Annotated in this window: 15 protein-coding genes; 7 read left to right on the forward strand and 8 right to left on the reverse strand. The window is 31.5% G+C overall.

Annotated elements, in window-relative coordinates; translation table 11 throughout:
- Both QZZ53_RS07645 and QZZ53_RS07650 read left to right on the forward strand, forming a co-directional pair.
- Entirely contained in the window at positions 1-1,119 is a 1,119-nt protein-coding gene (locus QZZ53_RS07645; protein ID WP_296383233.1) for an imelysin family protein, read from the forward strand.
- A gap of 42 nt (positions 1,120-1,161) precedes the next feature.
- Entirely contained in the window at positions 1,162-2,502 is a 1,341-nt protein-coding gene (locus QZZ53_RS07650) for an HTTM domain-containing protein (RefSeq protein WP_296383237.1), read from the forward strand.
- Here the strand turns inward: QZZ53_RS07650 and QZZ53_RS07655 are convergent.
- From QZZ53_RS07655 to QZZ53_RS07675, 5 genes are all read right to left on the reverse strand, one after another.
- On the reverse strand, positions 2,499-2,990 hold the full coding sequence (locus QZZ53_RS07655) for a hypothetical protein (protein ID WP_296383239.1): 492 nt from the start codon (positions 2,988-2,990) through the stop codon (positions 2,499-2,501). The genes QZZ53_RS07650 and QZZ53_RS07655 overlap by 4 nt on opposite strands.
- Positions 2,990-3,511 (reverse strand): FMN-binding protein, encoded by a 522-nt coding sequence (locus QZZ53_RS07660; protein ID WP_296383241.1) that lies wholly within the window; start codon positions 3,509-3,511, stop codon positions 2,990-2,992. Before QZZ53_RS07660 ends, QZZ53_RS07655 begins: the two co-directional genes overlap by 1 nt.
- A gap of 28 nt (positions 3,512-3,539) precedes the next feature.
- Positions 3,540-4,697: a porin gene (locus QZZ53_RS07665; protein ID WP_296383243.1), complete on the reverse strand. Its 1,158-nt coding sequence runs from the start codon at positions 4,695-4,697 to the stop codon at positions 3,540-3,542.
- Between the two features lie 259 nt (positions 4,698-4,956).
- Complete coding sequence (locus tag QZZ53_RS07670; protein ID WP_296383245.1) at positions 4,957-5,820, reverse strand: hydroxymethylglutaryl-CoA lyase; 864 nt, start codon at positions 5,818-5,820, stop codon at positions 4,957-4,959.
- 34 nt (positions 5,821-5,854) lie between these two features.
- On the reverse strand, positions 5,855-6,472 hold the full coding sequence (locus QZZ53_RS07675) for a LysE family translocator (RefSeq protein WP_296383247.1): 618 nt from the start codon (positions 6,470-6,472) through the stop codon (positions 5,855-5,857).
- 85 nt (positions 6,473-6,557) lie between these two features.
- On the opposite strand from QZZ53_RS07675, the gene QZZ53_RS07680 reads away from it, so the two are divergent.
- Positions 6,558-7,493: a spondin domain-containing protein gene (locus tag QZZ53_RS07680; RefSeq protein ID WP_296383249.1), complete on the forward strand. Its 936-nt coding sequence runs from the start codon at positions 6,558-6,560 to the stop codon at positions 7,491-7,493.
- Positions 7,494-7,589: 96 nt separating this feature from the next.
- Positions 7,590-9,335 carry a T9SS type A sorting domain-containing protein gene (locus QZZ53_RS07685; protein ID WP_296383251.1) on the forward strand — a complete coding sequence of 582 codons (1,746 nt, stop codon included), beginning with the start codon at positions 7,590-7,592 and terminating at the stop codon, positions 9,333-9,335.
- 33 nt (positions 9,336-9,368) lie between these two features.
- Here the strand turns inward: QZZ53_RS07685 and QZZ53_RS07690 are convergent, their stop codons facing one another.
- Entirely contained in the window at positions 9,369-10,406 is a 1,038-nt protein-coding gene (locus QZZ53_RS07690; RefSeq protein WP_296383254.1) for a quinone-dependent dihydroorotate dehydrogenase, read from the reverse strand.
- A 149-nt stretch (positions 10,407-10,555) separates the two neighbouring features.
- Here QZZ53_RS07690 and QZZ53_RS07695 point away from each other — a divergent pair, with 149 nt between their 5' ends.
- From QZZ53_RS07695 to QZZ53_RS07705, 3 genes are all read left to right on the forward strand, one after another.
- Positions 10,556-11,386, forward strand: coding sequence for a universal stress protein (locus QZZ53_RS07695; protein ID WP_296383256.1), 831 nt, complete (start codon positions 10,556-10,558; stop codon positions 11,384-11,386).
- Between the two features lie 21 nt (positions 11,387-11,407).
- Positions 11,408-12,634, forward strand: coding sequence for a peptidase T (pepT, locus tag QZZ53_RS07700; protein WP_296383258.1), 1,227 nt, complete (start codon positions 11,408-11,410; stop codon positions 12,632-12,634).
- A gap of 203 nt (positions 12,635-12,837) precedes the next feature.
- Positions 12,838-13,437, forward strand: coding sequence for a DUF1801 domain-containing protein (locus QZZ53_RS07705; RefSeq protein ID WP_296383260.1), 600 nt, complete (start codon positions 12,838-12,840; stop codon positions 13,435-13,437).
- A gap of 82 nt (positions 13,438-13,519) precedes the next feature.
- Here QZZ53_RS07705 and yajC read toward each other — a convergent pair whose 3' ends face one another.
- Complete coding sequence (gene yajC, locus QZZ53_RS07710; RefSeq protein WP_296383262.1) at positions 13,520-13,813, reverse strand: preprotein translocase subunit YajC; 294 nt, start codon at positions 13,811-13,813, stop codon at positions 13,520-13,522.
- A 6-nt stretch (positions 13,814-13,819) separates the two neighbouring features.
- Complete coding sequence (locus tag QZZ53_RS07715; RefSeq protein WP_296383265.1) at positions 13,820-14,374, reverse strand: DUF1573 domain-containing protein; 555 nt, start codon at positions 14,372-14,374, stop codon at positions 13,820-13,822.
- Positions 14,375-14,502: the final 128 nt, after the last annotated feature.

A 14,502-nucleotide genomic window follows, 5' to 3' on the forward strand; every position in this document is an offset into this window, starting at 1 on the left:
ATGGCATTTACATTAAAAAAAGCATCTTATCTATTCTTTATTATTAGTTTACTTTTTATTATTACTATTAGCTGTGATACAAATGGTATTAACGAAAAACAATTTAGAACTGAATATTACAAAGAAACTCAACTATCTAATATATATGATAACGAAATTTCTAAATTAAACGAGCAACTTATTGAAGCAACAATACGTCTAAATGTAATTACTGAAGAATTTGCACAACAACCAACACTAGTAAATTTAATTTCAATAAGAAATGAATGGACAGAAATGGTGTTAGTCTGGAAACAATTAGAGCTTTATAGAGTTGGTCCTATTTCTAGTAGTTATATCTATTATCGAATAAACTATTGGCCAACAAACATCACATTTATTAATAACTTTATTGACGGAACAGATGTGATTAACGAAAGTTATATTGAAAGCAAAGGTGGATCTGCAAAAGGGATTTCTGCATTAGAATATTTGTTGTTTAATACAGATGCAGAAACAACATTAAACAGCTTTACAACAGATTTCAATTTTGAAAGACGATTAGATTACTTAGTCAGTCTATCACAAAACTTAATAACTAAAACGCAAGAACTAGAAGCACTTTGGATTGCTTACAATCCTGAGTTTATTAGTGCGACAGAAGTTGGGTTAGACGGAAGTCAAAATTTAGTTATAAATGAAATGGTAGCTTTACTCGAAGAAATCAAAATCTATAAATTAGGTAAAGCTCTTGGAGATACAAATGGAGGAGCAATAGATATTAATGAACTTGAAGCTTACAGAAGTCAAAAATCTCTTGAAATTATTAAAGCTAACTTAAAAAGTTTAGAACGCAGTTTTAATGGAGATTTTGCTCAAACACCTTTTAGAATTGGTTTTGATGATTACTTAATTCAATTAGGTTATGAAAGTTTGGCTATAGAGATAAACAATAACTTCATTAATTGTTATACTAAAATAGATGCAATTAATAATCCGCTTATCATTGAAGTTGTTAATAGCACCCAAAACGTTACAGATTTACAAACTGCAGTAACGGAATTATTAGTACTCATAAAAGTAGATATGGCAAATGCAATTGGCTCTACAATTACATTTAATGATAATGATGGTGATTAGGATTTTGTAATACCGTTAAATAGAAACCATAAACCGATAAAATTGAAACTCAGCTACTCAAAATTAAAATTAGCATTACTTAAAGAAATTTCAATTTTTCCTCTTGTTGTTTTTAGAATAGCATTTGGGTTACTTTTGTGTTTTTCGCTTTTTAGATTTATGTATAATGGTTGGATTGAAGACTGCTACACTACTCCATTATTTCATTTCACGTATCAGTATTTTAATTGGGTAACACCATTTGAAACTTCAATAATGTATTTTATTGTTAGTGTTTGTGGACTTTCTGCCTTGTTTATAGGTCTTGGTTTTTTGTATAGAATATCAACAATAGTATTCTTTTTGTCCTTTACTTATTTAGAGCTTATTGAGAAATCTTGGTATTTAAATCATTACTATTTTGTATCGTTGGTTGCTTTTCTTTTAATATGTGTACCAGCTCATAGAAGGTTTTCTCTAGATTCTAGAATAAAATCTGACCTACAATTAAACACAGTGCCAAATTGGACAATTGTTATATTAAAACTACAACTATGTTGCGTGTATTTTTTTGGCGGCATTGCAAAATTAAATTCCGATTGGTTATTAAATGCTCAACCTTTAAAAATTTGGCTTAAAGCACGTGTAGATTTACCAATCCTTGGTTCGCTTTTTGAGTATGATATTACACCTTACCTATTTAGTTGGAGCGGAATGCTCTATGATCTCATAATTCCATTTTTATTATGGACAAAAAAGACAAGACCAATAGCATACGTTTTTGTTGTGTTTTTTCATGTGATAACTTATGCCTTATTTAATATTGGTATGTTTCCATGGTTAATGATTTTTGGTAGTTTAATTTTTATCACTAAACAAGAGTGGCAAGTCATTAATAATAAGCTATTTAATTTTCAACCTTCAAAGGTTATCCAATTCAAAAATTATAAAACTAAAGGGTTTGTAATACCCATGATAATTATCTTTTTTTCATTTCAATTCTTATTCCCTTTTCGTCATCATCTGCTAACTGATAATGTGTTTTGGACTGAAAATGGTTTTCGATTTTCTTGGCACGTTATGGTTATGGAAAAAAACGGTTATACAGAATTTACCGTTATTAATAATGACACTAATGAGCGTTGGGTAGAATATCCATCGCAGACATTAAGTACAATTCAAAAAAAGCAAATGAGTTTTCAGCCAGATATGATTTGGCAATATGCGCAATTCTTAAAAGAAAAATACACAAATAAAGAAGTTACAAACTGTAGTATTTATGTGACATCTAAAGTAGCTTTAAACGGACGTTTTTCTCAAACATTCATTAACCCTAAAACGGATTTGGTGAGTTTAAAGTCTGTAGATGAGATTTACAATTATATTGTTCCGCTTAAAGATTAGCTCTTTTTTTGAAACAATTGATATAAAATTATTAATGTAGAAGCGACAAAAGTAAAGGTCATTAGAGTACCAGAAAACATAATGATATATTTTGTCCAGAGCATACCTTTCCAGAGTAAATAGATACCGCCAAATGTTAGTACAACTGAGATAAAAGGTTCTATCATTAAAAACATTTTCAGCTTATTACTAAGCCTTGTAACACTTAGAATTAAGCCTACTAAAAAGAAAATAATAGACATAGATAAAATATGTCCGTGAACTAAAGTGAGCATTTCTTGTTCACTTTTTTTAAACTTCATCACTTTTGCATCTTCATCAGCTTCGTTGCCTAAATACTGTTCCTCTATGCCATTTGGATTGGCAGAAGAAGTTTCACTAACAAACAATAGGCCCGAATAAAAACCAATACTTAATACAACAATAAAAGCTGCAATAAGCAGCTTTAATTCTTTTGGAAACGATTCTATACGTCCGTTTAACACCATTATAATATACCTTTTTCGTTAAGTATTTTTAAAGATTTCATTAAATCATTCATGGCATTTGTCATAGAACGAACAGAGATTGTAGCACCAGAAATAGCATCGATATTATCTCCGTATCTAAATTCATTATCTTTAGATTTACCAATGTATTGTTTTAACCAACGTTTGCTTCCTATTTCGCCTCCATAATCTTCGCGATAGATTAAAACCTTCGCCTTTACAATAACTAGGTTTTTATCTAATAGTACCAAATAATCAAACTGATCTGTTTTACTTGGTGCTTTAGATACATAGGCATAACCCAAATGTATTGAGTCTTTTTTTATTTCAAAGAAATTATCCACGCCAAAAGCTGACGGTAATTCTTTTGCAATTTCAGAATCTATAGTTTTAGCATTGAATGAAAATGTATCTACATAATACGTTTTCTTAATTTCAGAATCAACTTTCTTTTGAATTTTTTTAGGTAAACTAAAAGATGCTATTGATAAAATTAATATGATAATGCTTAAAACCTTCATGTTACAAAATTATTGAATTAATAATTATTTAGAACCAAACTCCTAAGCCAATATTTAATTGATTAGCATTGTTTGCATTAGTTGCGTCATCAAATAATTGGTAATCTGCTTTTACAACTGCACCAGGAGCCAACTTATAGCTCAGTCCAAACGTCCACTCGTTTCTATCGTAAGCATCATTTTTAATCAATCCTCCTTCAACTGAAGCATGTGTATCGTAGTCAGAAAAACGTGCAAATGCATATAACTGCTGCTCTTTTTTTTGTGGTAATAAATTAAAAGAACCTTCGACATACCATCCTTGTAATGCACTTCCTAAGTCAGCGCCATTAAGAGCATTGTAATCATCAGTATCAGAAATGCTTGCATGAATAAACTGTCCTCTTGCAGCAAATCGTTTATAAGCGTAGCGTGCATCTACACCAATCATAGAAATACCAACACTTGTACCATCTATATCTTCTACATCATCTTCAGCTTGAGTTTTACCAAAATAACCTGATAAACCTAGACGTAATCCTGAAACTCCATAATAATCTAATTTGGCAGCTAAATTTGGAGAATCTATTGTAGATTGAATTCCTTTTTGTCTCCCGTTTCTAAGACCATTAGCACCACCTAAGACCTTAGTACCATTAACAGATTTAAATCCATTAAAAACATAAGCTTGATAACGTAATGAAACATCATCTAATCTACCAGCAACACCAAAACCAATTTCTCTCCAAGTCGTTGGCACGATAGCTCTGTCTATGCTAGGTCGTTCTACACCATTAAAAGTTGTTGGTTCGTGATACTCATTTGTAATACCCATTGGCACTAACATTAAACCACCTCTTAAGTTTACATTATCAGTTAAACTATACTGAATAAAAGCTTGTTCTACAAACACTTCTTCAACATGCTCAAATTCTATTTCTGTTACGAACTGAACTTTATCATTAAACTTATACCCAAAAAGTATAACCAATCGCTGAATGTCTAATTCTCCATTATCGGCTTCTGGTTGGTTGTAAGTAATCTCACCATAACCACCAACGGTAACACCTGTATTAATATTACCAGACAAAATACGTTGTGCAGCATTTTGTTGATTTTGAGGATTTGTATACAACGAATCCGGTACAGTTTGTGCATAAGTAATTGCCCCAACTAATAATGCAAATAATAATGTAATTTTCTTCATTTGGAATTTTATTTTAATCTTTATTTAGACTTGATATAAATAATTTTTTAATTGAAGATGCAAATTTAAAACACAAAACAATATACACAAAGTTTATTTAGATTAATTTTAAATAAACTTTCATGCAACTGATTAACAGCGTGTTAAAAATTAATAAGTAAAGAAAGTCAAAATAAATTGATAATAAAAAGTAAGAGTTACAAGTACTTAATTGTCAACTAATTATTAACTTGTTGAAGCGATTAATTCTATTAAACCACTAATGATACTGAGTAAAAATCTTAGTTGCTTCGTTATAAGAACTCTCAAAACTCATCGCATTAAGATCATGCGCTTTTTTTTGAGTAAAATAGGATAGCATTTTTTCTGTTGGCATATTACCTGTCAATTCATCTTTTGCCATTGGGCAACCTCCAAAACCTTGAATTGCACCATCAAAACGTCGGCAACCAGATTTGTAAGCTGCATCGATTTTTTCGAACCATGATGTTGATGTTGTATGCAAATGTGCTCCAAACTCTATATTAGAATAGGCTGGAATTAGATTTGAAAACAAATAATTTATATTCTCTGGGTCAGAACTACCAATTGTATCACTTAGTGATAAAATCTTCACTCCCATTTTAGAAAGTCGTTCTGTCCACTCTCCTACTATATCAACATTCCATGGATCTCCATAAGGATTACCAAAACCCATTGATATATAAACCACTACTTCTTTATCACTTTTGTCTGCTATTTCTAATATTTCAGAAAGTGTTATTACAGATTGTGCAATAGTTTTATGCGTATTTCTCATCTGGAAGTTTTCGGAAATTGAAAACGGATAACCTAAGTAATCAATTTCAGAATGTTTTGAGACATCATTTGCCCCTCTTGTATTTGCAATAATAGCAAGTAACTTACTAATTGTTTTACTTAAATCTAATTGTGCTAAAACCTCAGCAGTATCAACCATTTGTGGTATGGCTTTAGGCGAGACGAAACTTCCAAAATCTATAGTATCAAAACCTACACGAAGCAAAGACTGAATATACTGCACCTTCTTCTCTGTGGGAATAAATTCCTTAATGCCTTGCATGGCATCTCGTGGACATTCTATGAGTTTAACGGCTTTATTCATTGGTTCAAATATAAGGTTTACCAAGCAAAATACTCTATTGGAGAATAAAAATTGTAATACCAATAAACACTACTATTTGAAGCCATTTAAGAACCAGGCCTGAATTTTTATAGTTTAATGTGTAAGCTTTAATTTGTCCTGCAAGTAAAGCTATAGTCGAAAAAATAATAAATGACACCAACATAAAAAGACCTCCTAAAATATAAAACTGCCAAACAGTACTCATGGCATCACTAAACAAAAATCCAGGAAAAAATGCCAAAAAGAAGATTGTCACTTTTGGGTTTAAGACATTCATTAAAAAACCTTGCACAAACAAACCTTTCAAGCTTTTTTTAGGGATATTATCAGCATCTAATTGCAATTTCGAATCAGATTTAAAAACCTTATAAGCAAGAAAGGCAAGATACAATGCACCTAATAATTTAATTACAAAGAACATCGATTCATTTGCAGCAATAAGCGCGGAAATACCAAATGCTAATAAAGTGGTATGGATAATACAACCTGTTATTAATCCACAAACAGTTGCTATACCATAAGCCTTTCCATTCGTAATGCTTTGTACTAAAACATAAATATTATCTGGTCCTGGCGATATTGCTAATGCTGAAGTTGCTAACACAAAGGATATGAGAATGTCGTAATTCAAATACTAAAATTTGTACTAAAATACATTAAAACAAGACTACTTTGTAAGGTCAAGTAGTTTCACTTGACTAAGATTATTAAAAAGCATGATGAAAAAAATTACTCTTACAGGTTTATTAACCTTAGCAATGTTAATATCTTTTAACTCTCAAGCTCAATCTACAGCAACTTACGACATTAACTTTACCAGTACATGGAATTCTAGTGACCATGGATCACTACCTAGTAATGCACATTGGTCTAACTTAGTTGGAGCAAATCACAATAGTGATATTACTTTTTTTGAAATGGGAGGCACTGCAACTACTGGTATTGAAAATGTCGCTGAAACTGGCTCTAATACTGTATTTAATTCTGAAGTACAAATTGCAATAAATAATGGTAATGCACAACAATGGCTTAACCAATCATTTGCGCCATTTGCAGCTATTAGTTCTGCTACATTGAACAATATAGTGATCTCTGAAGACTACCCACTTTTAACACTTGTGTCTATGATTGCACCAAGTCCTGATTGGATTATTGCAGTTAATAGACTTAATTTATGGGATACAGGCATGAATAAATGGAAAGAAACTTTTACTCTAGATTTATTCCCTTACGATGCTGGTACAGAAGATGGTTTTGGGTATTCTGGTAATAATGCCGCTACAAACCCAAGAGGTGTAATCACTAATATAGCTGGTGTTTCTGGTTATCCTTTTAATTCAGCAAAGATTGGAACTTTGACTATAACATTTAAAAGCACAACATTAAGTACAAATGATTTTGAAATTGCTAATAAAGTAAAGCTATATCCAAACCCAAGTGATACTGATTTTGTTACTATTACTAATGCAAATACGTTAAGTAAAGTTGAAGTTTATGATGTTTTAGGTAAGAGTGTAAAGCAAATTGAAATTAGCAACTCTAATGATAATGAGCAAATTTTTGATGTTTCAGATTTAAACAAAGGCCTTTATATTGTGAGGTTATTGAACACTACAGGAGAATTTGGGTCTAAAAAACTTATTATAAAATAAGAATATTACTACATATACTTACATTTCATCGATAATTAATAGTGTTTTAATGTTAAATTCATACTTTAGAGCACTTTTATATTTAAAGCCTAACAAATGAACTCTACCAAATTACTAAAGTCTTATTTTACACTCATATTAATTTTTGCATTTAGTACTCGCACATTTGCGCAAAATAATGAGTGTGGATTTACCTATACACCAGAAGCAAAACGTTATTTTGATTCTATTAAGAATACAGTTAGAGTTTTAGAAGAACAATTTCTACAGCAGCGATTGTCATCTAGAAACTCAATGTCTTCAAATTCATTTCCTATTAAGGCACATATTATTAGACAAACTAATGGTAGCGGAGGTTTAACAGTGACTGAATTAAATGATGCTATTGCTGTAATGAACACGATTTATGCAGATGCTGGTCTAGAATTTTACTTATGTGATGGTATTAATTATATAAATAGTGATAATTTTTATACTTACGAAACCAACGATGAATCCGCTTTATTTGCAGCGTATAGTGTTGCCAATATAATGAATATCTTTTTTACAGATTCTATTATAAGTAGTAGTTCTGGTGGTGGTCTGTGTGGTTATGCGCGTTTTCCCGGAGGAGCAATTACAGAAAATATTTTAATGGCTAATAGCTGTGCTACTAATGGAAGTACACTCTCTCACGAAGTTGGTCATTTCTTCGCCTTATCTCATACTCATGGAAATAGTAATGTAGTTGGTTCTACTGAAGAATTGGTTGATGGTTCAAATTGTACCAGTACAGGAGATTTTATTTGTGATACACCTGCAGATCCTCAATTGGGTTATTCTAATGTAGATTTTAATTGTCTATATACTGGTGCAGCACAAGATGCCAATAATGATTCTTATCAACCAGAACCTTTAAATCTAATGTCTTATTCACGAAAAGAATGCAGAACATTATTTTCACCACAACAATTGGCAAGGATTAATGCTATCTATCAAGCTTCAAGAAATAATCTTATATGCCCGAGCTTTAGTGCCGATTTTGTTGCTGACGAAACTGAAAGTTGCGCAACAAACCTTACCGTAAATTTCACAGACAGTAGTGCTGGTGCAACCTCATGGGATTGGGATGTAGATGGAGATAATATTACAGACTACACAACACAAAATGTAACACATAACTATAATACTGTTGGTGAATATGACGTGACTTTGGCTGTTTCTGATGGTTCTAATACTATAACTAAAGTAAAGTCAGAATATATCAATGTTGGTGCTCAAGAAATAAACACAACCGAAATACACCTTAGTTTAACTCTAGATAACTGGCCTGCTGAGACATCATGGCAATTTTTAGATGGTGATGATAATGTTATAGACTCTGGAGGTCCTTACATAGAACCTGATGACGATTATGCAACTAAAACAGCTCAGTTTACTATAAATCCAGATTTATGCTACTCCTTCGTAATTACAGATAGTTATGGAGATGGTATTTGTTGTTCTTCTGGGAGTGGATCCTATGAATTAACTGCTGTAGACCTTACGCTTTTAGCAAGAGGAGGTAGTTATAATTTTGGTACAAAGAATAGGTTTTTCAGTGGTACTTTAGGCACCGATGATTTTAGTAAAGAATCTATTGTATTGTTTCCAAATCCTTCGTCTAGTATTATAACTATAAAATCTAATTCCTTACCAGATTCATATAGTATATATAATACCTTAGGTCAAGTTTTAAGAACGTCTCAAGTAAAATCTGATGCTGACCTTAACGTAAATATTGAAAGCTTAAATGATGGAATCTACTTTATAAAATTAATTAAAGACAATTCAAGTCAAGTGTTATCTTTTATTAAGAATTAAATTTCAAAAATATATAAATTAAAAAAGGCGCATTTACTGCGCCTTTTTTAATAATGCTTGGTTAATGTCCTTAATAAGCTTAGGTCCTTCGTAAATAAAGCCTGTATATATTTGAACTAAATCTGCACCTGCTTCAAGTTTTTCTAGTGCATCTTCTGCTGAATGAATTCCTCCTACGCCAATTATAGGAAATGCCTTGTTACTTTTTTTAGTTAAATACCTAATAATCGTTGTAGATTTATCCTTAATAGGTTGCCCACTTAATCCTCCGTTTCCAATTTCAGATAATTGCTTATCTGAAGCTTTTAATTTTTTTCTATCTATAGATGTATTACTTGCAATGACTCCATCTAGGTTAGTCTCAGAAATCAACTCTACGATTTCATCGAGTTGAATGTTATTAAGGTCTGGTGCAATTTTAAGAAGAATAGGCTTTTGTTTTATAAAAGCTAAATTTGCTTTTTGTACTGTTCCAATAAGCTCTAACAAATAATCTTTATCATTTAATTTTGCATGGCTTCCAACATTTGGACAACTTACATTAAGCACAAAATAATCTACATAAGGATGTAACGCATTAAAACACTCTAAATAATCTTTAGTATAATCTTCAGGTTTAGTTTGTGTATTTTTACCAATATTTCCACCAATAATCAATTGGCCTTTATTTTTTTTTAATTGTACAATGGCTGCTTTTAAGCCTTCATTATTAAAACCCATTCGGTTTATAATCCCTTTATCATCCTTTAAGCGAAATAAGCGTTTTTTCGGATTTCCAACTTGAGCTTTTGGTGTTACTGTACCAATTTCTATAAAGCCAAAACCAAAATTTGATAATTCATTATATAGCACCGCATTTTTATCAAAACCTGCTGCAAGACCAACTGGATTTTTAAATTTTAAGCCAAATAATTCGCGTTCAAGCTTTGGGTCTTCCACCAAATACATCTTTTTAAATAGACTTTTAAATCCTGGTAGATTTGAAATATTCCTAATTAATGAAAATGTAAAGTGATGCACTTTCTCTGGATCAAAACAGAATAGAATTGGTCGAATTATCGCTTTATACATGAGAGGTGTTTTGTTGTACAAAAATAATAATCTTATAACTTTAAAATGATTTTATCACGACTATTTATTTTAGTTATAAACTGTCATTTATCATTCTTTTTATGCCTCTAGTATTTTAACTTTGGAGTACTAATTAAATCCAAATACTCATGAAAAAAATTATAATCCCAGTCGATTTTTCAAAACATTCAGAATACGCTTTAGAAACTGCTGCTGCATTAGCGAAACAACACAATTCAGAATTGATTATAATGCATATGCTAGAATTATCTGAGTCTATATTTTCTTCATCAAGTTCAGCAAGAAACGAAGAAACTGCATTTATGCTTATGGTTGCAAATAAAGAATTTGAATCTTTTTTAGATAAATCATATTTAGAAGGTATTACAGTTACACCAATGATAAAACATCATAAGGTATTAAAAGAAGTTGCTGAAGTAGCTAGTAGTGTTAACGCGGATTTAATTGTCATAGGTTCTCGTGGACATAGCCTACATGATGGTATTTTTACAGGTTCAAACACAGAAAAAGTGGTGCGTTATAGTGATACGCCTGTTTTGGTAGTTAAATCTAAGCCTCTATCTGTAAACTTTAATAATGTTGTCTTGGCAACAGACTTTTTAGAACAAAGTACTTCTGCTGTAAAGAAGGCTTTAGAATTACTAAATGAATTAGGAAATAAAGTCACTCTACTTCATATTAATCTTCCTAACTTAAGTTTTTTAAGTACAGATGAAATTGATAATAAAGTTGCTGAATTTTTAAAACTAGCAAAACTCGAAAATCAAAGCTACACTATCGATTATGTAGCAGATCATACAGTAGAAGATGGAGTCATAAACTATGCAAAACGCGTTAATGCTGAAGCTGTAGCAATGATAACCCATGGTAGAACAGGATTGAGTAATTTCTTTGGAGGTAGTATTTCTGAAGATTTGGTAAATCACACGAAACTTCCAGTTGTGACATTTAAGTTATAATTTAGCAACAAAACTAAAAACATGCAAAACATTATAGACCGTTTTATAAGTTATGTTACTATAGATACTGAATCCGACCCAAATTCTCAAAGTACACCTAGTACAGCTAAACAATGGGATTTAGCCAATAAATTGGTTGAAGACTTAAAAACAATTGGTTTAAGTGATGTCACAATTGATGACAATGCTTACATTATGGCAACATTACCAAGTAATGTAGAACATAATGTGCCTACGATTGGATTTATATCTCATTTTGATACCTCTCCAGATTTTACAGGAGCAAATATAAATCCTCAAGTTATTAAAGATTACGATGGTAAAGACATTATTCTTAATGCTGAGCAAAACATTATTCTATCGCCAGATTATTTTGAGGATTTATTGCTTTATAAAGGGCAAACTTTAATAACAACAGATGGCACTACACTTCTAGGAGCTGATGATAAAGCGGGTATTACAGAAATTGTCACTGCGATGGAATATTTAATTAATCATCCTGAAATTAAACATGGTGCCATCAAAGTAGGTTTTACACCAGATGAAGAAATTGGTAGAGGAGCACATAAATTTGATGTCGAAAAATTTGGAGCTGACTGGGCTTACACCATGGATGGTAGCCAGATTGGTGAATTAGAATATGAAAATTTTAATGCGGCTGGAGCAGTTATAAAAGCCAAAGGCAAAATAGTACATCCTGGTTATGCCAAAGGCAAAATGATAAACTCTATGTATTACGCAACAGAATTTATTAATGCATTGCCAAGATTAGAAACACCTGAACATACTGACGGTTACGAAGGTTTTTTCCATTTACATAACATTGAAGGAAAGGTAGAAGAAAGCACTTTACAATATATTGTACGCGACCATGACATGGATAAGTTTGAAGCACGAAAAGCTTTAATGGAAAAAATTGTTTTAGACCTTAACACCAAGTTTGAAGCCGAAGTCTTTGAAATAGAACTTACAGACCAGTACTTTAACATGAAAGAAAAGGTAGAGCCTGTGATGCATATTGTTGACATTGCAGAAGAAGCTATGAAATCTATTGGTATTACTCCACTTATCAAAGCAATAAGAGGTGGAACTGATGGCTCTCAACTCTCTTATATGGGATTGCCTTGTCCTAATATTTTTGCTGGTGGTCATAATTTCCATGGTCGTTATGAGTATGTACCAGTAGAAAGTATGCAAAAAGCTGTAGAAGTGATTTGTAAGATTGCTGAACTAACAGCTAAGAAGTAGTATAACTTGACTTACTAAGAATTTTCAACTAACTTCGTTTAATATCTTATGCTGAGCGCTATCTATAATATTAAACAAACTGATATTAATAAAGTTGTATGCAATAAATATAAACTCGTCTGAATTATTAAATAGTTATTGTTTTTTTTCACTTTTAAAAAGTTAATTCTATTTTTTTTTACAAAACGCAAAAATTAAAAACAATGCAAAAAATATATTCCGTAGAAGAATACATAGAACTCAACTCACATTACGCTAAGGAGCTTAATATTTTGCGTAATATTATCAATGCTACAGAATTAGAAGAAACTGTCAAATGGAGTATGCCAACGTATTGCTTAAATGGTAAAAATGTTTTGGGTATTGGTGCATTTAAAAACCATTTCTGTTTATGGTTTCATCAAGGTGTATTTTTAAAAGACAAATTCAATTTACTAATTAACGCACAAGAGAATAAAACCAAAGCCTTGAGACAAATGCGCTTTGAAACTAAAGCAGATATCAACGAAGCAGCTGTACTAACTTATATAAAAGAAGCTATAGAAAATCAACATTTAGGAAAAGAAATAAAACCTCAGCGAAAAACTAAAGATGTCATTATTCCTATAGAGCTACATACTATATTAAAGTCTAACACAACACTTAATGACTGTTTTAAAGCCTTAACTCTAGGTAAACAACGTGAATACTGCGACTACATTTCTGAAGCCAAAAGAGAGGCTACAAAACAGAAGCGATTAGAAAAAATCACACCTATGATTATAAAAGGTGTTGGTTTACATGATAAATACAAAAACAGTTAATGCTTCGGTTTCTCTAAACAACCGCAATAAAAAAAGCCACTCAATAAATGAGTGGCTTTTTTTATATTCTTATACAAACAGCTTATTTTTTTACAACAGCTGGTGCATTTAGTTTTCTACTCATTTCCATAGAGATTGCAGAGCGGTCAAACTTAATTTTCCCTGCTAATGTTTCAATAACACAACTGCTATCTTTATCATTTAACTCTATTACTTTACCGTGCATACCACTTTTAGTAATTACACGATCGCCACGTTTTAATTCGCTAGCAAACTTTTTTTCTTGTTTAGCGCGTTTCATTTGCGGTGCAATCATAAAGAAATACATCACAGCGAATATGGCGATAAATGGTAAAAATGATCCGATTCCTTCCATAAATAATTAATCGTGGTTATGACCTTCGTGACCTGGTTTTGTTGAAGACTTCTTCACAGGAGTTGCTAAAGGGTTTGCTGTAACTGCTGGCTTAGCTGCTTGCTTCACTGGTGCATTAGGATCAGCTTCTATCATAGCTCCAATCTTTACTACTTCAGTACCTTTTTCAGTATTAGCAGTTATAGTTAAAGACTTTGATATTTTACCATTTCCTTTTCCATTAAACTTTACTGTAAACTCACCTGTTTCACCTGGTGCAACTTCTTTAGTGTAGTTAGATGGTACTGTACAACCACATGTACTCTTAATGTTACTAACTACTAACATAGATTTACCTGTATTTGTATATTTAAATACTGTCTCTACAGGAGTACCATTCATAATTTTTCCAAAATCGTGCTCTTTCTTATCTAAAGCAAGAACAGGGAAATCACCTGCATTGGCATCTCTTTCTGCAGCAACAGCTACATTTTCAGATTTAATTTTACTAGCAGCATCTTCTTTGCAAGATGTAAACGCTACCATACATAATGCGCTAAGTCCTAAGATTACTTTTTTCATTACTATATTTTTTTTAATTAATTTATTACTTAATTCTTTCAGCCGACAAAGGTAATAATAATTTCATCGAATTAAAATTTTTAGGCTGTTGTTAACAAAATTACGTAGGAAATTACGCTTTATACAAT

The sequence above is a fragment of the Winogradskyella sp. genome, assembly GCF_016744625.1.
In the GTDB taxonomy this organism is placed as follows: domain Bacteria; phylum Bacteroidota; class Bacteroidia; order Flavobacteriales; family Flavobacteriaceae; genus Winogradskyella.